General features: G+C 58.4%; 22 protein-coding genes. 2 read left to right on the forward strand and 20 right to left on the reverse strand.

Annotated elements, in window-relative coordinates; genetic code table 11:
* Positions 1 to 191 precede the first annotated feature (191 nt).
* The 17 genes from ispG to ubiT all read right to left on the reverse strand — a co-directional run bounded on the left by ispG (position 192) and on the right by ubiT (position 15,347).
* Entirely contained in the window at positions 192 to 1,310 is a 1,119-nt protein-coding gene (ispG, locus tag ABD827_RS00665) for a flavodoxin-dependent (E)-4-hydroxy-3-methylbut-2-enyl-diphosphate synthase (protein ID WP_344961561.1), read from the reverse strand.
* 18 nt (positions 1,311 to 1,328) lie between these two features.
* Positions 1,329 to 2,276: a RodZ domain-containing protein gene (locus ABD827_RS00670; RefSeq protein WP_344961423.1), complete on the reverse strand. Its 948-nt coding sequence runs from the start codon at positions 2,274 to 2,276 to the stop codon at positions 1,329 to 1,331.
* Complete coding sequence (gene pilW / locus ABD827_RS00675) at positions 2,266 to 3,045, reverse strand: type IV pilus biogenesis/stability protein PilW (protein WP_344961425.1); 780 nt, start codon at positions 3,043 to 3,045, stop codon at positions 2,266 to 2,268. Before pilW ends, ABD827_RS00670 begins: the two co-directional genes overlap by 11 nt.
* A gap of 25 nt (positions 3,046 to 3,070) precedes the next feature.
* Positions 3,071 to 4,189, reverse strand: coding sequence for a dual-specificity RNA methyltransferase RlmN (gene rlmN / locus ABD827_RS00680; RefSeq protein WP_298715560.1), 1,119 nt, complete (start codon positions 4,187 to 4,189; stop codon positions 3,071 to 3,073).
* Between the two features lie 203 nt (positions 4,190 to 4,392).
* Entirely contained in the window at positions 4,393 to 5,913 is a 1,521-nt protein-coding gene (locus tag ABD827_RS00685; protein WP_344961427.1) for a nucleobase:cation symporter-2 family protein, read from the reverse strand.
* 185 nt (positions 5,914 to 6,098) lie between these two features.
* On the reverse strand, positions 6,099 to 6,530 hold the full coding sequence (gene ndk / locus ABD827_RS00690; protein WP_298715563.1) for a nucleoside-diphosphate kinase: 432 nt from the start codon (positions 6,528 to 6,530) through the stop codon (positions 6,099 to 6,101).
* A 470-nt stretch (positions 6,531 to 7,000) separates the two neighbouring features.
* Complete coding sequence (gene pepB, locus ABD827_RS00695) at positions 7,001 to 8,305, reverse strand: aminopeptidase PepB (protein WP_344961428.1); 1,305 nt, start codon at positions 8,303 to 8,305, stop codon at positions 7,001 to 7,003.
* A 168-nt stretch (positions 8,306 to 8,473) separates the two neighbouring features.
* A complete protein-coding gene (gene iscX, locus ABD827_RS00700; protein WP_071471226.1) occupies positions 8,474 to 8,674 on the reverse strand; it encodes a Fe-S cluster assembly protein IscX in 201 nt (66 codons plus the stop codon).
* A 13-nt stretch (positions 8,675 to 8,687) separates the two neighbouring features.
* Positions 8,688 to 9,026 (reverse strand): ISC system 2Fe-2S type ferredoxin, encoded by a 339-nt coding sequence (gene fdx, locus ABD827_RS00705; protein WP_104485300.1) that lies wholly within the window; start codon positions 9,024 to 9,026, stop codon positions 8,688 to 8,690.
* Positions 9,027 to 9,028: 2 nt separating this feature from the next.
* Positions 9,029 to 10,873 (reverse strand): Fe-S protein assembly chaperone HscA, encoded by a 1,845-nt coding sequence (gene hscA / locus ABD827_RS00710; protein WP_344961435.1) that lies wholly within the window; start codon positions 10,871 to 10,873, stop codon positions 9,029 to 9,031.
* Between the two features lie 5 nt (positions 10,874 to 10,878).
* Positions 10,879 to 11,397 (reverse strand): co-chaperone HscB, encoded by a 519-nt coding sequence (hscB, locus tag ABD827_RS00715; RefSeq protein WP_298715577.1) that lies wholly within the window; start codon positions 11,395 to 11,397, stop codon positions 10,879 to 10,881.
* 10 nt (positions 11,398 to 11,407) lie between these two features.
* Positions 11,408 to 11,731: an iron-sulfur cluster assembly protein IscA gene (gene iscA / locus ABD827_RS00720; RefSeq protein WP_104485303.1), complete on the reverse strand. Its 324-nt coding sequence runs from the start codon at positions 11,729 to 11,731 to the stop codon at positions 11,408 to 11,410.
* Positions 11,732 to 11,743: 12 nt separating this feature from the next.
* Complete coding sequence (gene iscU, locus ABD827_RS00725; protein ID WP_298715581.1) at positions 11,744 to 12,130, reverse strand: Fe-S cluster assembly scaffold IscU; 387 nt, start codon at positions 12,128 to 12,130, stop codon at positions 11,744 to 11,746.
* Positions 12,131 to 12,169: 39 nt separating this feature from the next.
* On the reverse strand, positions 12,170 to 13,384 hold the full coding sequence (locus ABD827_RS00730) for an IscS subfamily cysteine desulfurase (RefSeq protein WP_298715583.1): 1,215 nt from the start codon (positions 13,382 to 13,384) through the stop codon (positions 12,170 to 12,172).
* A gap of 89 nt (positions 13,385 to 13,473) precedes the next feature.
* Positions 13,474 to 13,932: a Fe-S cluster assembly transcriptional regulator IscR gene (gene iscR / locus ABD827_RS00735; protein ID WP_298715585.1), complete on the reverse strand. Its 459-nt coding sequence runs from the start codon at positions 13,930 to 13,932 to the stop codon at positions 13,474 to 13,476.
* Positions 13,933 to 14,029: 97 nt separating this feature from the next.
* Entirely contained in the window at positions 14,030 to 14,767 is a 738-nt protein-coding gene (gene trmJ / locus ABD827_RS00740; RefSeq protein ID WP_298715587.1) for a tRNA (cytosine(32)/uridine(32)-2'-O)-methyltransferase TrmJ, read from the reverse strand.
* Between the two features lie 58 nt (positions 14,768 to 14,825).
* Positions 14,826 to 15,347: a ubiquinone anaerobic biosynthesis accessory factor UbiT gene (ubiT, locus tag ABD827_RS00745; protein WP_344961439.1), complete on the reverse strand. Its 522-nt coding sequence runs from the start codon at positions 15,345 to 15,347 to the stop codon at positions 14,826 to 14,828.
* 148 nt (positions 15,348 to 15,495) lie between these two features.
* On the opposite strand from ubiT, the gene ubiU reads away from it, so the two are divergent.
* Both ubiU and ABD827_RS00755 read left to right on the forward strand, forming a co-directional pair.
* The gene (ubiU, locus tag ABD827_RS00750; RefSeq protein WP_344961441.1) at positions 15,496 to 16,491 is read left to right on the forward strand and encodes a ubiquinone anaerobic biosynthesis protein UbiU; all 996 of its coding nucleotides are present in this window, start codon (positions 15,496 to 15,498) and stop codon (positions 16,489 to 16,491) included.
* 8 nt (positions 16,492 to 16,499) lie between these two features.
* Positions 16,500 to 17,399 (forward strand): U32 family peptidase, encoded by a 900-nt coding sequence (locus ABD827_RS00755; RefSeq protein WP_344961443.1) that lies wholly within the window; start codon positions 16,500 to 16,502, stop codon positions 17,397 to 17,399.
* Between the two features lie 386 nt (positions 17,400 to 17,785).
* Here the strand turns inward: ABD827_RS00755 and nlpI are convergent, their stop codons facing one another.
* The 3 genes from nlpI to secD form a co-directional block, all read right to left on the reverse strand.
* Entirely contained in the window at positions 17,786 to 18,661 is an 876-nt protein-coding gene (gene nlpI, locus ABD827_RS00760) for a lipoprotein NlpI (protein WP_344961445.1), read from the reverse strand.
* A gap of 118 nt (positions 18,662 to 18,779) precedes the next feature.
* Positions 18,780 to 19,724: a protein translocase subunit SecF gene (gene secF, locus ABD827_RS00765; protein WP_298715599.1), complete on the reverse strand. Its 945-nt coding sequence runs from the start codon at positions 19,722 to 19,724 to the stop codon at positions 18,780 to 18,782.
* Positions 19,725 to 19,735: 11 nt separating this feature from the next.
* Complete coding sequence (gene secD, locus ABD827_RS00770) at positions 19,736 to 21,589, reverse strand: protein translocase subunit SecD (RefSeq protein WP_344961447.1); 1,854 nt, start codon at positions 21,587 to 21,589, stop codon at positions 19,736 to 19,738.
* Positions 21,590 to 21,592: the final 3 nt, after the last annotated feature.

A 21,592-nucleotide genomic window follows, 5' to 3' on the forward strand; every position in this document is an offset into this window, starting at 1 on the left:
TTGAATGCTAATCGGTCTGGAATCAAAAGAGTGTCAGTGGTCTGAAGAGGTGAAGCACGCCAGCAGCAGGAGGCACACCGACACGCCGTAAACCCCTCCGTGGGGGCTCGGACATGCCATCCCTAGCATGTCACGGTCGGCTGAGCCACCCTGCTACCGGCGTTCGGCCGGCACTCGGTTGACCCCAAGCCTCAGTCTTTGCCCTGCACCGGAATACGGGCGGCCGGATCCATCATCGCCACCTTGGCCCGAATGCGGCTTTCCAGCTCGTCCACCAGCCGGGTGTTGTCGAGCCGCCCCACCCGCTCGCCGCCATCGTAGAGGGCGCTCTTGCGCTGGGCACCGGCCAGACCGAGATCGGAAATCAGCGCCTCGCCGGGACCATTGACCACGCAGCCGATAATGGACACGTCCATCGGTACCACTATGTCTTCCAGCCGGCTTTCCAGCTCGTTGACGGTGCTGATCACATCAAATTCCTGACGGGAGCAGGACGGACAGGCGATGAAGTTGATGCCCCGGGAGCGAATGCGCAGGGACTTGAGAATATCAAAACCGACCTTGATTTCTTCTACCGGATCGGCCGCCAGCGAGATGCGCAGGGTGTCGCCGATGCCTTCGGCCAGCAGCATGCCCAGACCGATGGCGGACTTGACCGCGCCGCTGCGAAAACCACCGGCTTCGGTGATGCCCAGGTGCAACGGCTGCTCTATCTGACGCGCCAGCTCCCGATAGGCGCCGACCGCCAGGAAAACATCGGAGGCCTTGACGCTGACCTTGAACTGATCGAAGTTGAGCCTGTCCAGAATCTCCACATGGCGCAGCGCCGACTCCACCAGCGCCGCCGGAGTGGGTTCGCCGTATTTTTCCTGCAGATCCTTTTCCAGCGAGCCACCGTTGACGCCGATGCGAATGGGAATGCCCTTGTCCCGCGCGCAGTCCACCACCGCCCGAATCCGGTCTTCGCGGCCGATGTTACCCGGATTGATCCTCAGACAGTCGGCGCCATATTCGGCCACTTGCAGGGCGATACGGTAATCGAAGTGAATATCGGCCACCAGCGGCATGCTGGTGCCGGCACGGATCAACTTGAAAGCCTCGGCCGCCTCCATGGTCGGTACCGAGATCCGCACTATGTCGGCACCGGCCTTTTCTACCGCCCGAATCTGGGCCAGGGTCGCCGCGACATCCGTGGTCAGGGTATTGGTCATGGTCTGAACGCTGATGGGGGCATCTCCCCCCACCAGCACAGAGCCAACGCGAATTTGTTTGGACAGGCGACGAACGATGGGGGTTTCATGTAGGGACATCATTTACTCTTGCATTAATCAGGGTTTCGGTACGGTCAGGCGGGCTACCCGGCCGGCGCGGAAGGCGGACATATCCACCGCCTGGTTCAAATACTCGATGCTGGCCGCCTGCGGCGCACCCAGCGTCAGACGAAACGGCGGCTCCCCTTCCAGGTTCAACGACTGGCTGGCTTTTTGTACCCCTTCGGACAACACCCGTCCTTGGCTGTCGGTCACCTTGATCCAGCAATCGTCGGTAAAGCGCATGGTCAGCAGGCGGGGATTGGCCGCCGGCGTGTCGACTTCCGGCTCGACAGTCGCCTCAAGGGTCTCTGCTACGACCGGCGTGCTAACGTCTGCCGGCTGGTTCTCGGTTGCCGCAACCGGCGCCGAAGAAGGCGGCGTCACCTCCGCCGTGGTATCCATTTCACTCGCCGGGGCGGGAGGAAGCGTCAATTGGGGAGCAACCACCGGAATATCCGCCTCGGGTGTCGACACCTCCTGTTGCTCGGTTGCAGGCTCAAAGCTGGGTACCATGTAGCTGGAGCCGCTGTCCTGCCACCACCAGTAAAACAAGGAACCAATCAAGCCTAGCAGCACCAGCCAGCTGATCCGTTTGAGCCAGTTGTCGCTGGCCTGCTGCCGGGTTTTTCTGGAAAAGCTCTGCATGGGGGCTGAGGCCTTGATCTGTTCGATGCCACTCATGCTATCGAAGGCGGCCAGCGCCTGTTGTTCACTGACCCCCACCACCTTGGCATAGGCTTTGACGTAGCCACGCAAAAAGGTAAGTGCAACCCCGGCCTTGTATTGATCGCCGTCGATAGACTCGATGACCGCCAGCCTCAGGTTAAGGCGACGGGCCACTTCAGCCTGGGTCCACCCCTTGGCTTCTCGCGCTTCACGCAACAGGGCGCCGGGACCGGCTGTTACTACTGGTTCTGATTCTACTTCAGCCTGAGGCTGCGGATCTGCTTCGTTAATAGTCATTTGATAAGAATCGCCTGGCCTGTTCTGAATCCGGAAATAACCGTACCAGCTCGGCACCGGCCAACTGGGCTTGCGCCACACTGCCTTGTGCCTCTGCGGTACGCACTGTTAACCATAAGCTCTGTGCACTGGGCTGATGCTCGTTGCGATAGCGGGCAAGATAGTCGAGTGCATCCCCGTTATCCCCCTGCTCTGCCAGCAGTTCGGCCATCCCCAGCAGGGCCTTCGATCTGGCCGGACTGTACTCCAGCGCCAGCCTGAAATAGTCGAGAGCAACCGCTGGTTTACCACCTCGAATGGCGCACATGGCCGCATTTTCGTAGCTGTCTGCCACCTGTACATAGCCAGGTGACACTATCGCCCTTCTGAACATGACATCCGCGTCATCGAAACGTTCCCGTCCACACAGAAAAACGCCGTAATTGTTCAGGCCATCGCCATGGTTGGGGTCCAGCTTCAGCACCTGGCGGTAACTGTGTTCAGCCTGTTCAACATCCGATACCGACTGATAAAACCAGGCGCGAGCAAGGTGAACGTCGGCATTCTGCGGATCCTGAGCCAGGGCCCGGTCAAGATTAAACTTGGCCTGCTCCGTATCTCCGCGCCGCAAGTAGGCCAAACCAAGATTCATTCGAGTTAACGCCGCTTCCGACGGCGCGAACATCACTTCCCGGGACTGACGTCCATCAGACAAATAAGTGGTTTCATGAACACAACCACTCAAGATGGATCCCATCAGCAGCGCGGGCAACAGAATAAGCGTTCGCATTCCCTTTACACCAATGGTTTTTTTCTTAAACCATTGTGACGGATATACTTTGTTCCTGCATCCGTTTTTTCATGGTGCGCTTGGTACGATCGATCACATCGCCGACCAGCTGGCCACAGGCGGCATCGATATCGTCGCCGCGGGTCTTGCGAATGGTCACGGTGTTACCGTATTGCATCAGCACCTTGTTGAAGCGATCGATACGGCTGTTGCTCGGCTTGCCGTAATCATTGCCCGGGAAGGGATTGAACGGAATCAGGTTGATCTTGCAGGGCAGGTCTTTCAACAGCTCGGCAAGCTCGTGGGCATGCTGCATGTCGTCGTTGACGTGATCAAGCAGCACGTATTCGATGGTCACCTTGCCATGATTGGCGTTGGATACCGCAAGGTAACGACGAATGCTGGCGATCAACTCGGCAATATTGTACTTGTCGTTAATCGGCATGATCTCGGAGCGCAGCTTGTCGTTGGGGGCGTGCAAAGACACCGCCAGCGCCACATCAATCATGTCGGCCATCTTGTCCAGCGCCGGTACCACACCGGAAGTAGACAGGGTGACCCGGCGCTTGGACAGACCGAAACCGTAGTCTTCCAGCATCAGTTTCATCGCCGGTACCACGTTGTTCAGGTTGAGCAGCGGCTCGCCCATGCCCATCATCACCACATTGGTGATCGGCTTGCGACCCGAGTCGCGCACAAAGCCCACCCGGCTGGCGGCACGCCATACCTGGCCGATGATCTCGGACACCTTGAGGTTACGGTTGAAGCCCTGCTGAGCGGTGGAGCAGAATTTGCAATCCAGCGCACAACCCACCTGGGAAGACACGCACAGGGTGGCGCGGTCGCCATCGGGTATATAGACGGTTTCCACTTCCTGACCGCCCACCAGCATGGCCCACTTGATGGTGCCGTCGGCGGATTTTTTCTCGACGCTGATTTCCGGCGCGCGGATCTCGGCCCGCTGCTGCAGCTTGGCGCGCAGCACCTTGTTGATATTGGTCATCTGCTCGAAATCGTCACAACCGAAGTGATAAATCCATTTCATCACCTGATCGGCCCGGAACGGCTTCTCGCCCAGTTCACTGAAGAACGCACGCATGCCATCACGATCCAGATCCAGCAGGTTTATTTTTGTTTCACTCATCGGTTGCCTCTCGCTTTCTGACCAGGGCCCACAGGGCGCGAAATTGTACAGAATTTAGCATGGGGTTGCCAGTAGTGGCACTTCGACCGCTGCGAAAGCCCGCAAAATAAAACGCCGCCTCATAACGAGGCGGCGTGGCTGACCGATTCTTTCACCCCTGTCGTCTCTCCTCCTTCGAGTGGCGGAAGAGAGTCGTTCCGGGCTTAGTGATCGGTGAGCGGTTTATTGATGTCGATCCTGGCCGAAGAGCGGGTTTTCTTGCTGCCCTCGATGGTCACTTCATTACCGTCGGCATCGAACAGCTTGCCATCGGTGAAGTAATCCCCTTCGCTCAGGCAGGAAATGTCTTCCTGACGAATGGTGCGCTCGGTACCGGCGGAGAAGACCGACTGTTTGTCCGAGTTACCCACTTTCACGTGGTTGAACAGCAGGTTCAACAGTATGGCCATGATGGCGGTAGAGCTGATGCCGGAGTGGAAGATGGTGGCAAACCAGTCCGGGAAGTGATGATAGAAAGAAGGTGCCGCGATGGGCAGCATGCCGAAACCGATAGAGGTAGCCACGATAATCAGGTTCATGTTGTTGTGATAGTTCACCTTGGCCAGGGTGCGAATACCACTGGCGGCCACGGTGCCGAACAACACGATACCGGCGCCACCCAGGACGGAAGTCGGTACGGTGGCAATCACCCGGCCCATGATGGGCATCAGACCCAGGGTCATCAGGATCAGACCGGCAAAGGCCACCACGTAACGGCTCTTGACGCCGGTTACCGCCACCAGCCCCACGTTCTGGGCGAAGGCGCTCTGGGTGAAAGAGCCAAACAGCGGCGCCACGGCACTGGAAATCATGTCGGCGCGCAGACCATCCCCCAGACGGCGAGAGTCGACCTTGGTGTCGATGATGTCACCCACCGCCAGAATATCGGCGGAGGTTTCCACCAGAATTACCAGTACCACGATCAGCATGGAGATAATGGCCGCCACTTCAAACACCGGTGCACCGAAGTGGAACGGGGTCGGAAAGGCAAACACCGGGCCGTCCAGTACGCGGGAGAAATCAACCAGCCCCATGGCCCAGGCACCCAGGGTACCGAACACCATGGCCAGCAGAATGGACAGACGGCTGATGGCCGCATTACCCAGTTTGCTCAACACCAGCACCATCGCCAGCGTCATGGCAGCCAGACCGATGTTGGTCATACTGCCGAAATCTTCGGCCCGGCTGTTGCCACCCATGGCCCAGCGTGCCGCCACCGGCATCAGCGTCAGACCTATGGTGGTGATCACGGCCCCGGTTACCAGTGGCGGAAAGAATTTGATGATTTTGGAAAAGATGGGGGTGATCAGAAAGCCAATCACCGAAGCGGCAATCACGGCGCCAAACACCGATGGCAGGCCCCCGCCCGAGGTCACGATGGCCACTATAGTCGCCACACTGGCGAAGGACACACCCTGTACCAACGGCAACTGACAACCGAAGAAGGGCAAGCCCATGGTTTGCAGCAAGGTGGCGATGCCACCGATAAACAATGAGGCGGCGATCAACATGCCGATTTCCGCCGAGCCCAGGCCGGCGGCCTGCCCCACGATAAGCGGCACGGCAATAATGCCGCCGTACATGGTCAGTACGTGCTGAAAACCGTAAGCGATATTGGCACCAACACCGAGGTTTTCATCTTCTGGACGGGCCTGTGAAGGACGGGCCGATGATTTTGTAGTCATTATTGCTCCCTGCATGTTCATATTGTGTATACGATAACCACATCAATATAATGATTTATGTAAAAAATAATGTAAACATCTTTCACAGATAAATCGTACACAATTAACAAAAAATTCATAACAGCAGGATATCGGACACAAAAAAAGGAGCCGAAGCTCCTTTTTTATTCACCGAACCTTATCCCTTAGCGGGTACGCGGGCACAGTTCTTCGTCGCTGAAGAAATAAGCGATTTCGCGCGCGGCAGAAGCGGCGGCATCGGAGCCGTGCACGGCGTTTTCGTCGATGCTGTCGGCGTAGTCGGCACGCAGGGTACCGGCCAGGGCGTCGGCCGGGTTGGTGGCGCCCATGATTTCACGGTGACGCAGTACGGCGTTTTCGCCTTCCAGAACCTGAACCATTACCGGGCCGGAAGTCATGAAGCTGACCAGAGCCTTGAAGAAAGGACGCTCGCTGTGCTCGGCGTAGAAACCTTCAGCCTGTTCCTGGCTCAGGTGTACCATTTTGGCGGCAACGATTTTCAGGCCGGCAGTTTCAAAACGGTGATAGATGGCACCGATCAGGTTCTTTGCTACGGCATCAGGCTTGATGATGGAAAAAGTACGTTCGATAGCCATGTTTGTTCCTTAAATGATAAATAGGACAGAATAAAACGCGCGGAATTATACGTAAAGCCGGCTCAAGTTAACACCATTGCCGGATAATTTAATTGCACCTGTCGTTGGACAAAAGCCGGTACATAGATCGGACAAAGGCTGTCATACCAATCCCGGACAAAGGGCCCGCTCCGCCGACTCGCCGTAGACCCATCCATGGGGGCTCTCTGTTTCATCCCTGAAACAGAAGGTCGGCGGAGCAGATCCCTTTGTCCTCCTTTAAGCTTCGGCGTCGCCTGTTTGTATTATCCGCAGCCACTCGGCATCAAGACGAGGTAACAGGGATTGCCTCAGCCGACCGTCACATGCCAGGGATGGCATGTGCGAGCCTACAAGGATGTACTTGTAGCGTGTCGGAGGAGGCGGCCCTGCTACCTCGTTATCACGGTAAGCAGACGCTTCGAATGGTGACCAGAGATACTTACAAACGCTTAGTGTTTCCCTTCGCACACCTGGGCCAGCATGGCGGCGATGGTCCGCACGCCGTGGCCCTTGCCACCGGCCGCCCACAGATCGTTGGCCGACTTCTGGTAAGAACCGGACAAGTCCATGTGCACCCACTGGCAGCCATTTTCCGGCACGAAGCGCGACAGGAAAGCGGCGGCGGTAGAGGCACCGGCCATGCCTTCGCCACCGTGAATGTTGGCCATGTCGGCAAACGACGAGGTCAGCTGGCCCACGTGGAACGGCTCCAGCGGCAGATGCCAGGCTTTCTCGGATTCGGCGCGAGCCGCCTGTACCGTACTCTGGGCAAGCGCCTCGTTCATGCTGAACACGGCGTTGTAATCCCGGCCCAGGGCCATCTTGGCGGCGCCGGTCAGCGTAGCCGCATCCAGGATAAAGGGCGCACCGGTGGCGCCGGCGGCCAGCAGACCATCGGCCAGTACCAGGCGGCCTTCCGCATCGGTGTTGAGGATTTCAACCGTGATGCCGTTCTTGTAGGTGAGAATGTCACCCAGCTTGAAAGCATGGCCGGAGACCAGGTTTTCGGCACAGCACAGGAACAGCTTGACCCGCTGCTGCAGGCCGCGCTGAATGGCCAATGCCAGGGCGCCGGTCACGGTAGCGGCGCCGCCCATGTCGGACTTCATCACCGCCATACCGTCGGACGACTTGAGGCTGTAACCGCCGGAGTCGAAGGTAATGCCCTTGCCCACCAGCGCCGCGGCAACCGGCGCATCGGCGTTGCCCGTCGGGTTGAAGTCCAGCTCCAGCAGGGTGGGCGGACGCTCGCTGCCCCGGCCGACTTCATAGATACCCACGTAGCCCAGATCCTTTAGCTGCTCGCCGCTGTAAGTGCGATAGCTGACCGCATCGGGGGCCAGCGACTGAATGAACTTGCCCGCCTCGGCGGCGAGAAAGGCCGGGTAAACCTCTTCCGGGGTGCCGTTGATCATCTTGCGCACCCAGCGGGAAGAGCGGTTGCGGGCTTCCAGCTCGACCAGCTCATCGGCGGACATCTCGCCCCACTCCAGTTGCTGACCGCCACGGGCATTATAGAAACCCTGGGCAAAGGCCCAGCGGCTTTCCAGCTGCCAGCCATCGCCGCTCAGTTGTACCGCCTTGATACCCATGGCATCAAGCTTGCGCCCGGCCTGCTGCGCCTTGCGCTCCTGCTCGGCGGCATTGGGTACATGAACCCGGGCTTCGTCGTCCTTAAAACTCAACAGTGCCTTGTCGCCCCATTGCGCAGGAGCGGCTTCGGCACAGAGTACGACCTTCATCATTGCAGGCATGATCATTCCTTGTTCTGTTGACTGAAAAACGGAAAAAGCCACAGAAGGACTGTGGCTTAAGAGCAGCTATAAGCATTGAGTCAAAAACGGTAAGGGTAAAGGGTGAGGAGTTAGGGGTTAAACACCTCTCGCCTTACGATTCACTCCTCACCCTTGCTGCTTGCCGCTTTATTCGTATTCATCCATCCAGACCATGATGATGGCCTCGAGGATGCGTTCGCTGGAGTGAGCGGGATCGTCATCAAAGTCTTCCAGCTCGCAGATCCACTGGTGCAGGTCGGTAAAGCGCACCGTTTTGGGGTCCGTCTCCGGATAGGCATCCAGCAACTCCAGTGCTATTTCGCGACTGTCGGTCCATTTAAGACTCATACGCCCTCCCCGGTCAATGACCTTCGGATACCATGTTCACGGTATATTTGGGGATCTCTACTACCAGATCCTCTTCGCTGACCCGGGCCTGACATCCCAGACGCGACTCGGGTTCGAGACCCCAGGCCTTGTCCAGCATATCATCTTCCAGTTCGCAGCTTTCTTCCAACGAATCAAAGCCTTCCCGCACTATGACATGACAGGTAGTACAGGCACAGGACTTTTCGCAGGCGTGCTCAATGTCGATACCATTGCGCAGGGCCACATCCAGTACGGTTTCACCCAGCTTGGCCTCGAGCGCGGCCCCTTCGGGACACAGCTCGGCATGGGGCAGAAAAACAATCTTCGGCATCGTTACACCTTATCCACTCGTTGGCCGGCCAGCGCGCGGCGAATGGAAGCATCCATTCGGCGGGCAGCAAAATCGGCCGTTTGCTTGTCGGTTTCTTCTATCGCCACCTTGATGGCGTCCAGATCCTGTCCTTCGGCGCTTCGCTGCAGCGACTCGACAGACGCCAGGATCTCGGCGCGTTCCTGCTCGCTGAGCAGTTCGTCACCATCGGTAGCCAACGCGCTGACGATATTTTCAATCACTCGCGCCGCTTCCACTTTCTGTTCGGCCAGCATGCGCGCGTCTATGTCTTCTTTGGCATGTTCAAAAGACGCGCTCAGCATGGTGGCGATGTCCGCTTCGTTCAGCCCGTACGACGGCTTCACCTCGATGGCGGCCTGCACCCCGGAAGACTTTTCCATGGCGCTGACCGACAGCAAACCGTCTGCATCCACCTGAAAAGTGACCCGAATGTGGGCGGCACCGGCCGCCATCGGCGGAATGTCGGTCAGGTTGAAACGGGCCAGCGAGCGGCAATCGGCCACCAGCTCGCGTTCGCCCTGCACCACATGAATGGCCATGGCGGTCTGACCGTCCTTGAAGGTGGTGAATTCCTGCGCCCGGGCCACCGGTATGGTGGTGTTGCGCGGAATGATTTTCTCCACCAGGCCACCCATGGTTTCCAGCCCCAGCGACAGCGGAATCACGTCCAGCAGCAGCATGTCGCTGTCCGGCTTGTTGCCGATCAGCACATCGGCCTGAATGGCGGCGCCGATGGCCACCACCTTGTCCGGATCCAAGCTGGTCAGGGGGTCGCGCGCAAAAAACTCGCCAACCCGACTGCGTACCAGCGGCACCCGGGTAGAGCCGCCAACCATCACCACTTCCCGTACTTCATCGGCGGTGACGCCGGCGTCTTTCAGGGCCCGACGGCACGCCATCAGCGTCTTGTTGACCCAGGGCAGGATCAACGCATCGAAGTCGGCGCGAGTCAGGGTGCCCTGCCAGCCGGCCCAGCTCACCGAGACGCTGTCGCTGTCGGTGAGTGCCTGCTTGGCGGCACAGGCCGCGTCCAGCAGATTGCGCTGCTGGGTGGGGGTCATGTCGCTGATGTTGGCCTGCTGCTGAATCCAGTCGGCCAGCGCATGATCGAAGTCATCGCCGCCCAGGGAGGAGTCGCCGCCGGTGGCCAGCACCTCGAACACGCCCTTGTGCAGACGCAGAATGGAGATATCGAAGGTACCGCCGCCCAGATCATAAACCGCAATCACCCCTTCCTGACCGGAGTCCAGGCCATAGGCGATGGCGGCGGCGGTGGGCTCGTTGAGCAACCGCAACACTTCCAGACCGGCCAGACGGGCCGCATCCTTGGTGCCCTGGCGCTGGGCATCATCGAAATAGGCCGGCACGGTAATTACGGCGCCCTGAACCGGGTTGCCCAGGCTGTGCTCGGCTCTTTGTGCCAGCGTTTTCAGGATCTCGGCCGACACCTGCACCGGGTTGACCGCTCCCAGAGGGGTGTTCAACTCGATGACGCCGGTGCCGGTTTCCCTGAACGAATAAGGCAGCCGCTGACGGGGAATATCCGCCAATGCCTTGCCCATCAGCCGTTTTACCGAGGCGATGGTGTGCTCAGGATCAAACTCGGCTTCGTGCTTGGCGTCATGACCAACCCGCAGACCGTCCTGGGTGTAGTGCACCACCGAAGGCAACAGGTCGCGCCCCTGATCATCGGTCAGGGTCTCGGGCAGGCCGCTGCGTACCACGGCCACCAGGGAGTTGGTGGTACCAAGATCGATACCGATCGCCCACTTGTGTTCATGCGGAGCCGCGCTCTGGCCCGGCTCGGAAATTTGTAATAATGCCATGAGGTTCAGAATTCCTGCTGCGCATCTTCCAAACGTTCGAGTTCGGCATGCAGCTTGGTCATGAATTTAAGTTTGCGTACCGTATCGGCAGCATCCGGCCAGCGTGACGAGACAAGCTGTTGCTCCAGCTCGGCATAGAAATCGGCAGACGCCTGTTGCAGCTCCCGATCAAACGCCATGATGGCGCCAAACACATCCTCAGCACCGGCAATGTCTTCCAGTTGCTCGCGCCATTCCATCTGTTGCATCAGAAACAACGGATCCTTCAGGGTCTGTTGTTCGGCACGGATATCGAATCCCTGCAGGGACAGCAGATATTCGGCACGGCTAAGGGGCTGCTTGAGGGTGGTGAACGCATCATTGATCTGGGCGGCACGTTGTACCGCCTGAAGGCGCTCCCGCTCGGGGCGGGAGGCAAACTTGTCGGGATGAAACTGCATCTGCAGCTGGCGATAGGTGTCGGCCAGTGTCTGGCTGTCGAGGGCAAACTCTGCCGGTAAGCCAAACAGCTCGAAGTAGTTCATGCCGGGGTCCTTAAACGTTAAAGCTTTCGCCGCAACCACATTCCCCGTCGATATTGGGGTTGTTGAATTTAAAGCCCTCGTTCAGGCCTTCCTTCGCGAAGTCGAGTTCGGTGCCGTCCAGATACACCAGGCTTTTGCTGTCGACGATCACCTTGACCTCGCCATGCTCGAACACCTGGTCGCCTTCGGACAATTCGTCGACGAATTCCAGCACATAGGCCAGGCCGGAGCAACCGGAAGTCTTGACCCCCAACCGCAGTCCCAGGCCCTTGCCTCTGTTGTTCAGAAAAGTCTGCACCCGTTGTGCAGCTGCATCGGTAATGGTGATCGCCATGGTGTCTCCGTCTTACGCCAGGTTTTTCTTCTTCTTGTAATCGTCAATCGCTGCCTTGATGGCATCCTCTGCGAGAATGGAGCAGTGGATTTTCACCGGTGGCAGGGCCAGTTCTTCCGCAATCTGGGTATTCTTGATGCTGGCCGCTTCGTCCAGATTCTTGCCTTTCACCCATTCGGTGATCAGCGAGCTGGAGGCGATGGCAGAGCCACAGCCGTAAGTCTTGAACTTGGCGTCTTCGATGATGCCTGCGTCGCTGATCTTCAGTTGCAGCTTCATCACGTCGCCACAGGCCGGCGCACCGACCATGCCGGTTGCGATGCTAGGATCGTTCTTGTCGAAACCACCGACGTTGCGGGGGTTTTCATAGTGATCTATTACTTTTTCGCTGTAAGCCATGATTTAGTTCCTCACCCATGCTTCAATGATTCGGACACCTTAGTGGTGTGCCCATTCAACTTGATCCAGATCTATCCCGTCCTTGAACATTTCCCACAACGGAGACATGTCACGCAGACGACCGATGGCCTCATTGACCAGGCGCACGGCATAGTCAATCTGTTCTTCGGTGGTAAAGCGACCGATGCTGAAGCGGATGGAGCTGTGTGCCAGCTCATCGTTCAGACCCAGGGCACGCAGTACATAAGACGGCTCCAGGCTGGCAGAGGTACAGGCCGAACCGGAAGAGACCGCCAGGTCTTTCAGCGCCATGATCAGTGACTCACCTTCGACATAGGCGAAGCTGATGTTGAAAATGCCCGGTACCCGCTGTTCCAGGTCGCCGTTGACATAGACTTCTTCGATGTCTTTGATGCCGTCATACAGACGGTTGCGCAGCGCCAGAATCCGCTCGCCTTCGGCGTGCATTTCTTCCTTGGCGATGCGGAAGGCTTCACCCATGCCGACAATCTGGTGGGTGGCCAGGGTACCGGAGCGCATGCCGCGCTCGTGACCGCCACCGTGCATCTGCGCTTCCAGACGAACCCGCGGTTTACGGCAAACGTACAGCGCGCCGATACCCTTGGGGCCGTAAATCTTGTGGGCAGACAGCGACAGCAAATCGATGTTCATGTCCTGCACGTCGATGTCGGTCTTGCCGGCACTCTGGGCGGCATCCACATGGAACATGATCTTGCGGCTGCGGCACAGCTCGCCGATGGCTTTCACGTCCTGGATCACGCCGGTTTCGTTGTTCACGTGCATGATGCTCACCAGAATGGTGTCATCGCGCAGGGCATTTTCGATTTGTGCCAGGGTGAACAGACCGTTGGGCTGAGGCTCGAGATAAGTGACTTCGAAACCTTCACGCTCCAGCTGGCGGCAGGGATCCAGCACCGCTTTATGCTCGGTCTTGGAGGTAATGATGTGCTTGCCTTTCTTGCCATAAAAATTGGCAATGCCCTTGATGGCCAGGTTATCGGACTCGGTGGCACCGGAGGTGAACACGATTTCGCGCGGGTCGGCATTGATCAAATCCGCAATCTGGTTACGGGCAATATCGACCAGCTCTTCCGCCTGCCAACCGAAGCGGTGCGAGCGAGAAGCCGGGTTACCGAAAACACCGTCTTGGGTCAGGCATTGCATCATTTTTTCGGCGACGCGAGGGTCTACCGGGCAGGTAGCCGCATAGTCGAGATAAATGGGCAGTTTCATCATATTCTCCGTTCAACGCTGCCCTGTTCGGCAGTCTTGTCATCGACATTTAAAATTGAATGTTTCAGGCTCACTTGCTGCTACTCGGGCTAGTCCAGAGTCAACAGATTCAGATTACTGTCTTGCTGCTCGGAAATCAGCCGGACATCTTGCTGGTTAACCAGCTCGGCCAGACTGATGCCATCGAGGAAGTTGCTGATGCGATCACTGAGTGCACACCAGAGCGAATGGGTCAGACACTGATTGCCACTCAGACAATCGCCCTTACCCTGACACTTGGTGGCATCCACCGACTCATCGACGGCGGCGATAACCGCCCCGACGGAAATGGCGGCCGGTTTCATACCCAGCAGATAACCACCACCGGGACCCCGCACACTGCTGACCAGCCCCTGCTTGCGCAAACGGGCAAACAGCTGCTCGAGATAGGACAGGGAAATACCCTGTCGCTCGGAGATATGGGCCAGGGACACCGGGCCGGATTCTCCGTGCAACGCCACATCCAGCATGGCTGTTACCGCATAACGACCTTTTGATGTCAGTCTCATGTGATTAAACCGTTTTCAGACATGGGCTCAGGGTGTCATACCCGAGTGTTTCAGTCAAGTATAAGTCCTACCAAAGCACTCGGCTATTCGGCCCCGGTCAGCGGCCTTTTTTATCCACCGATGTCAGGATGCCGCGCAGTATGTTCAGCTCGTGATCTTCCGGCCGCGCCCGGTTGAACAGCCGCCGCAACTTGGTCATCACCTGTCCCGGATGAGGCTTGATGATAAAGCCGGTGTTCAGCAGGGTTTGCTCCAGATGCTGATAGAAACGTTCCAGATCTTCGGACAACGGATACTCCGGCTCGGCATCGGTGTCACCTTTTATCTGGCCCGTCGCGGCCTGCTCGCGGGCCAGCCAGGCCATGCGTACTTCATAACTCAGGGTCTGCACCGCCATCGCCAGGTTAAGCGAGCTGTATTCCGGATTGGCCGGAATGGCCATGTGAAAATGGCACAGCTGCAGCTCTTCATTGCTGAGTCCGGTTCGCTCCCGGCCAAACACCAGCGCCACCTTGTGCCGAGGGGCTTCAATCATGGCTTTTTCGCCCGCTTCCCGGGCATCCAGCATGGGCCAGGACAAGGTGCGCGAACGGGCGCTGGCACCGATGACCAGACCACAGTCGGCCACCGCCTCGGCCAGCGTCGGCACGATGCGGGCTCTGCCCAGTACGTCGCTGGCGCCGGCGGCGAGGGAAACGGCCTGGCTGTCCGGGGAGCTGACCGGATCGACCAGCCACAAGTCGCCCAGGCCCATGGTTTTCATGGCGCGGGCGGCAGAGCCGATATTGCCGGTATGTGAGGTGTTGACCAACACAACGCGAATTTGCTCAAGCATATTCATGAGATCCAAGGGTGCTTAAGGCGCAGGATATTAGCACAGCCACCGTCCGGATTCAGGTGTTATCCTCACCTCTTCCGGCTTTTGTCTGCGCCGCCATATCGGCCTGGCGCACCACGGCGGACATCACCCCCAGCAAACGGCGGAACCAGGCCGGCTGACCATCCGGATCCAGACTATCCAGCATGTTCTTGCATGCCAGACCCAGTTCGGTATCGCCGGTGATCAGCAAACGACGTCGAAAAAACAGTGTATCCGGATCCAGCTCTCCGGTACTGAGACGGATCAAATCCTGCAATTCGCTTCGAATAACCACATCGGCCTCGTGCGTGGCCAGGCTGCGCAAGCGCCCCTGCTCCAGTGTCAGGGTGAGCCGATAATCCAGATCCGGCACCAGCACCTGCAATCGGGCGCCGGCCAGAAAATCCAGCTGCCCTCGTTGCAACGGCTCGGCCAGCACCCGGTTGAGCAACTGCTCGAGCAGCGGCCCCTGCAGACGATGAGGCAGTCGGTGCAGGGGAATTTTCAGCAGCGACGGGGCATGTTGACAAATATCTCGACAAACAAGCGCCAGCATAGATGATTCCTCTTCCGTAAAAGCACTATCACAACACAAACTCATGCTGTTAATACTGCGCCAAATCAAATACCCCTTTTTGTCTCAAATCAAATACTCGTTATCCGTTCCTCTCTAGACTGCCCGCTTCTGACCCGGAGTGAACAAGATGGAACTACTATGCCCCGCCGGCAGCCTGCCGGCCCTGAAAGCCGCCGTCGACCAGGGTGCCGATGCGGTTTACATCGGTTTTAAAGATCAGACCAATGCCCGCCATTTCGCCGGACTGAACTTCAGTGAACGGGATTTGCGTGACGGTGTGGATTATCTCGGGCGGCACAGACGCAAGCTGCATGTCGCCATCAATACCTTCGCCCATCAGGGCAAGGAGCGGCTCTGGCAGGGCGCGGTGGATCAGGCGGTGGCACTGGGTGCCGATGCGCTGATCATTGCCGATCATGCGGTACTCGCCTATGCCGCCAGTCAATATCCGGACACCGAGCTGCACCTGTCGGTGCAGGCCAGTGCGACCAATGCCGCCGCCATCCGCTTTTTTCAGCAGAATTACGGCGTCAAACGCGTGGTGCTGCCCCGGGTGCTGTCTATCCAGCAGGTACGTCAAATTGCCAAAGAGACGGACGCCGAGCTGGAAGTCTTTGCCTTCGGCAGCCTGTGCATCATGGCGGAAGGACGTTGTTATCTCTCTTCCTACCTGACCGGCGAAAGTCCCAATACGGTGGGCGCCTGTTCACCGGCCCGTTATGTACGCTGGGAGGAAAAAGGAGAACAGCTTGAATCCCGCCTCAACGGGGTCTTGATCGACAGCTTCGGTCCTGACGAGCAGGCCGGCTACCCCACCCTGTGCAAAGGCCGTTTCGAGGTAGACGGCAAGCGTTTTCATACTCTGGAAGAGCCCACCAGCCTGAACACCCTGAGTCTGATCCCCAGCCTGGCCAAACTCGGCATCAAGTCGGTCAAGATAGAAGGACGCCAGCGCAGCCCGGCCTATACCACCCAGGTCACTCGAGTATGGCGCCAGGCGCTGGACAGCTATCTGGCCACCCCCGACGGCTACGCGGTCAAGGCGGCCTGGCATGAGCAACTCGCCACCCTGTCCGAAGGCAGCCAGACCACCCTGGGTGCCTACCATCGAAAATGGCAATAGGAGACATCATGCATATTCATCTCGGGCCCATGCTGTTTTTCTGGCCCAAAGCCGAGCTGGAATCATTTTATCAACAGGCGCTAAGCCAGCCCTGTAGGCGTATTTACCTGGGAGAAACCGTCTGTCCCAAACGCCGTGAATTCAAGTCGGCCGACTGGCTGACCCTGGGCCGGGAATTACAGCGAGCAGGCAAGGAGGTGGTGTACTCCACCCTGGCGCTGATCCAGTCACCGGCCGAGTTGCTGGCCATCAAGAAACTGTGTGATAACGGCGAGCTGACCATCGAAGCCAATGATCTGGGCGCGGTTCAGCTGGCCCATGAGCATGGCTTGCCCTTTGTCGCGGGTCCGGCACTCAACGTCTACAACCTGGATACCCTGCGCCTGCTGCTGAACAAGGGCATGACCACCTGGGTGCCACCGGTCGAGCTGTCGCGAGACTGGCTGCTGGGCATTCATCGGGCGGCCGAAGCAGACGGCATAAGGGAGCGTTTCAAGCTGGAAGTGTTCGGCTATGGTTACCTGCCACTGGCCTATTCTGCCCGCTGTTTTACCGCCCGGGCCGAGAATCGGCTCAAGGATGACTGCGAGCTGGTCTGCATTGATTATCCCGGCGGCCGTCAGGCTCTGACCCAGGAAGGGCAAGCGGCCTTTAACCTCAATGGCATTCAGACCCAGTCAGGCTATTGCTATAACCTGATCAACGAGGTGCCGACCATGACCGACTGGGTGGATGCGGTACGCATCAGCGCCCACAGCCGGGAATGTCTGCAATGGATTGGTCGTTTTGAGCAGCAGCAACGCCGGCCGGAGCGATACCCGCTGAACTCCCGCTACTGCAACGGCTACTGGAACCAGTTGCCGGGCATGGAATGGCTGCCGTCACCGGCAAACATGGTGCAGGAATAATAGCAATTTGAATAAACAAATGATCTATTGCATTTCTGTGTAAACGTCGGACAAAGGGCCCGCTTCTCCGACTCGCTCAAGCACATCCATGTGACGCTCAACACATGACCTCCCTGTCATGTGATGGTCGGTGAAGCAGATCCCTTCGCCCTCCTTGAAGCTCCGGCATTGCCTGTAGGGGCCATCTGCGGGCAACTCGGTGTACCATGAGAGGTAACAGAGATGGCCTCCCACGACCATGAAATGACAGGGACGTCATTTCCCGAGCCCCCATGGAGGGTTCATGGCGTGTCGTGGGAGGCGGCTGTGTTACCTCTGACGCTCCGGCCCAATATCTGATCAGATCTTTAATATAACTGGTATAACGTAGGAGCAAGTCCCGCCGATCAGCGTTTCAGCCGGGCCTGCTCGCCGATGAGATCCAGCTCCAGCAGTGAGTAGCGGTGTTCGACAAAGTCGTAGATGTTGGTGGCCAGGGCCAGCTTGAAATACACCATGGCCTGCTCCGGCTGCTCGTTGCGCTGGGCCTGCTTGGCCAGATAGAAATAGGCCTCGCACAGCCGCTCGGCCAGCTCCTGATTGTCTTCACTTTCTTCCGTGATACGGTTGAGCAACTGTTCATCACTCATGGTGCCCAGATAGACATTGACGATATCCCAGGCCCACTCGTCGGAACCATGAGCCTGCTGATGGCTGCGTAGCGCCTCCAGCGCCGCATCGCGATCGGTCTGCTCCAATGCCAGATACCACCACAGCAAGCGGTACGGGTCGGCGGGATCTTCGTCCAGAAAGGTTTTCAGATCCCGTGCCGCCAGCGTAGGTCGACTGCCGTAATAAAGGGCAATGCCCCGGTTCAGGTTGGCGTAGGCGTATTCCGGCGCCAGCTCCAGGGCCGAGTCGAAGGCTTCATAGGCTTCGTCGAACTCCTGATTCTGGGTCAGATAGACACCGTTGAGGTTGTAGGCATCGGCAAAATCGGGCCTTTCCCGCAGGGCGCGGTTAAAGTCCAGACGGGCCATGGCCCGCAGGCCGACCCGGTCGAATACCACGCCGCGCTGAAAAAACAGCTCGGCACGTTGCTCGGGCGTCAGTCCCGGTGAATTCAGCATCTGCCCCAGGCGGGCAATCCCCAGCTCGCTTTCATAGGAAACCTGCATGGGTACCGGCAGCACCAGGGTGGGAGTCACCACCCGGGGTGCGCTGCAGCCAACCAGCACCAGGCCCAGAAGCGCCAGGGGAGCAAGCAATAATCTGTCGTTCAAGACGGCTCCGAACTTGTCTTATTATGACCACATGTTATGCAGCTCCACGACATTTGTCATGTTGCAAATGCATTTCATAACAAAAAGGGGCCCGCCGGGCCCCTTGGGTTTCATGCTGTCAGGCTAACGGCTCTTGATCCGCCCCTTCCTTCTCTACCTGTGGCGGCAGCATATGCTCCCGTTGTACCCCGAGCAACATGGCCCAGGCACTGGCGATATAGATGGAAGAATAGGTACCGAAGCCGATGCCCAGCAAAAGCGCGGTGGCAAAACCGTGGATCAGCGCCCCGCCCTTAAGGAACAGCGCCACCACTACCACCAGGGTGGTGGCCGAGGTGATCAGGGTTCGGCTCAGGGTTTCGGTAATGGCCTCGTTAAACACCTCGGCGGTCGTGGTGTTGCGCACCCGGCGAAAGTTTTCCCGCACCCGGTCAAACACCACTATGGTGTCGTTGAGCGAATAGCCCACCACCGTCAGCAAGGCCGCCACTATGGTCAGATCCACCTCGATTTGCATCCAGGAGAATACGCCCAGCGTAATGATCACATCGTGGGCCAGCGACAGCACGGCACCGGAAGCCAGACGCCACTCGAAACGCATGCCGACATACATCAGGATACAGAGCAAGGCGACCAGAATGGCCAGGCCACCCTGCTCGGCCAGCTCGGCACCGATGGCGGGGCCGACAAACTCCAGCCGCTTCATCTCGACGGATTCGGACACCTGCGCCATGGCAGCCATGACCGACTCGCCCTGCTGCTGCACATCCACGCCTTCCTGCGGGGCCAGCCTAATCAACACATCCCGGCTGGTGCCGAAGTTCTGCACGGTGGCCCCCGGCAAGCCGACCTGTTCCAGGCTGTTACGCACCTGGTCCAGCTCGACCGCCTGCTCGAAAGCGGCTTCAACCACGGTACCGCCGGTGAAGTCCAGGCCCCAGTTCAGGCCTCGAGTAAAGAGGCTGAAAAAGCACAGCGCTATCAAGGCCAGCGACAATGCAGTCGCCGCCTTTGAATAGTGCATGAAGCGAATGGGCGCCCGGGTTTTGAGGATCTCAAACATCGGTTATTTCCTCATATCGACAGTTTGCTGAGACGCTTGCCGCCCCAGAGCAGGTTGACCAGGGCCCGGGTACCGACAATGGCGGTAAACATGGAGGCGAGAATACCGATCATCAGGGTCACAGCGAAGCCCTTGATGGGGCCGGTGCCCACCGCAAACAGTATGATGGCGGTGATAAGCGTGGTGATGTTGGCATCGGCAATGGTGCCGAGCGCCTTGTCGTAGCCGATATGAATCGCCTGTTGCACCCCGCGCCCGTCGCGCAGTTCCTCACGGATACGCTCGAAGATAAGCACATTGGCATCCACCGACATGCCGATGGTCAGCACGATACCGGCAATGCCCGGCAGCGTCATGGTTGCCCCCGGCACCATCGACATTACCCCGATGATGATCACCAGGTTGGCCAGCAGCGCCGCATTGGCCACCAGGCCGAACTTGCGGTAATAGATGGTCATGAACAACACCACCGCCAGCATGCCGTAGACCATGGCCAGCAGGCCGTTTTCCACGTTCTGCTTGCCCAGACTCGGGCCTATGGTGCGCTCTTCCACTATCTGGATGGGCGCAATCAGGGCACCGGCCCGCAACAACAGCGCCAGATTCTGGGCTTCCGCCATGGAATCGATGCCGGTGATACGGAAACTACGGCCCAGTCGCGACTGAATGGTGGCGACGTTGATCACTTCCTGCTGCTTGCGGAACTGTCGCGTGCCATCTTCATTCAGCTCATCGCCGGTTTTGTACTCGGTAAACACCGTCGCCATGGGGCGACCGACGTTATCCTTGGTAAAATCGGCCATGCGGCTGCCACCGGGGGCATCCAGGCTGATATTCACCTGGGGACGGCTGAATTCATCCATGCCGGAGCTGGCATCGACGATATGCTCACCGGTCAGGATGATGCGCTTTTTCAACACCACGGGGCGACCGTCACGGTCACGCAGCAGCTCGCTGTTGGGCGGAACCCGACCCGCGTTGGCGGCGGCCACATCGGCATTTTCATCCACCAGGCGGAATTCCAGGGTCGCGGTAGCGCCGAGAATTTCCTTGGCGCGGGCGGTGTCCTGAATACCCGGCAGCTGTACCACGATGCGCTCGGCACCCTGACGCTGCACCAGCGGCTCGGCCACACCCAGCTCGTTGACCCGGTTGCGAATGATGGTGATATTTTGCTGCAGGGCGTATTCTTTCACTTCTTTCAGCCGTTGCTCGCTCATCACCGCGAACAACCCGAAGCTCTCGCCATTATCACGATCGGAGAACATCAGGCCCGGATAGCGGCCGCGCAGATGACTGAGCGCCTGGTCACGGGTGTCCGCATCACGGAATACCACCAGGGTGCCACCGTCTTTGGCCAGTACACCGGAATAACGCAGCCGCTGTTCACGCAAGTCGGTACGGAAGTCCTGCACCGTTTGCTCCTGCACCCGGCTCAGTGCTTCGTCCATGTCCACTTCCATCAGGAAGTGCACGCCACCACGTAAATCGAGGCCCAGTTTGAGCGGGCCGGCACCGATGGCTTCAAGCCAGGAAGGAGTGGAAGGGGCCAGGTTGAGGGCGGTGATGTAACCATCACCCAGCGTGTCCGCCACCAGATCCTTGCCCTTGAGCTGATCGTCGGTATTGCGGAAACGGATAAGTAACTGATCATCGGCCAAAGCCGCGCTTTTCACTGCGATGCCGGCCTTGCTTAACGTCTGCTGAGCCTGAGTCAGGACGGCAGGGGTCACTTCAGTGCCACGGGAGCCAGACACCTGCAAGGCAGGGTCTTCACCAAATAGATTGGGTGCTGCATACAGAAAACTGATGGTGATCACGGCGATCACCACCAAGTATTTCCACAGCGGATATCGATTTAACACGCT

Source organism: Oceanisphaera sediminis, assembly GCF_039539745.1.
Taxonomy (GTDB): domain Bacteria; phylum Pseudomonadota; class Gammaproteobacteria; order Enterobacterales; family Aeromonadaceae; genus Oceanimonas; species Oceanimonas sediminis.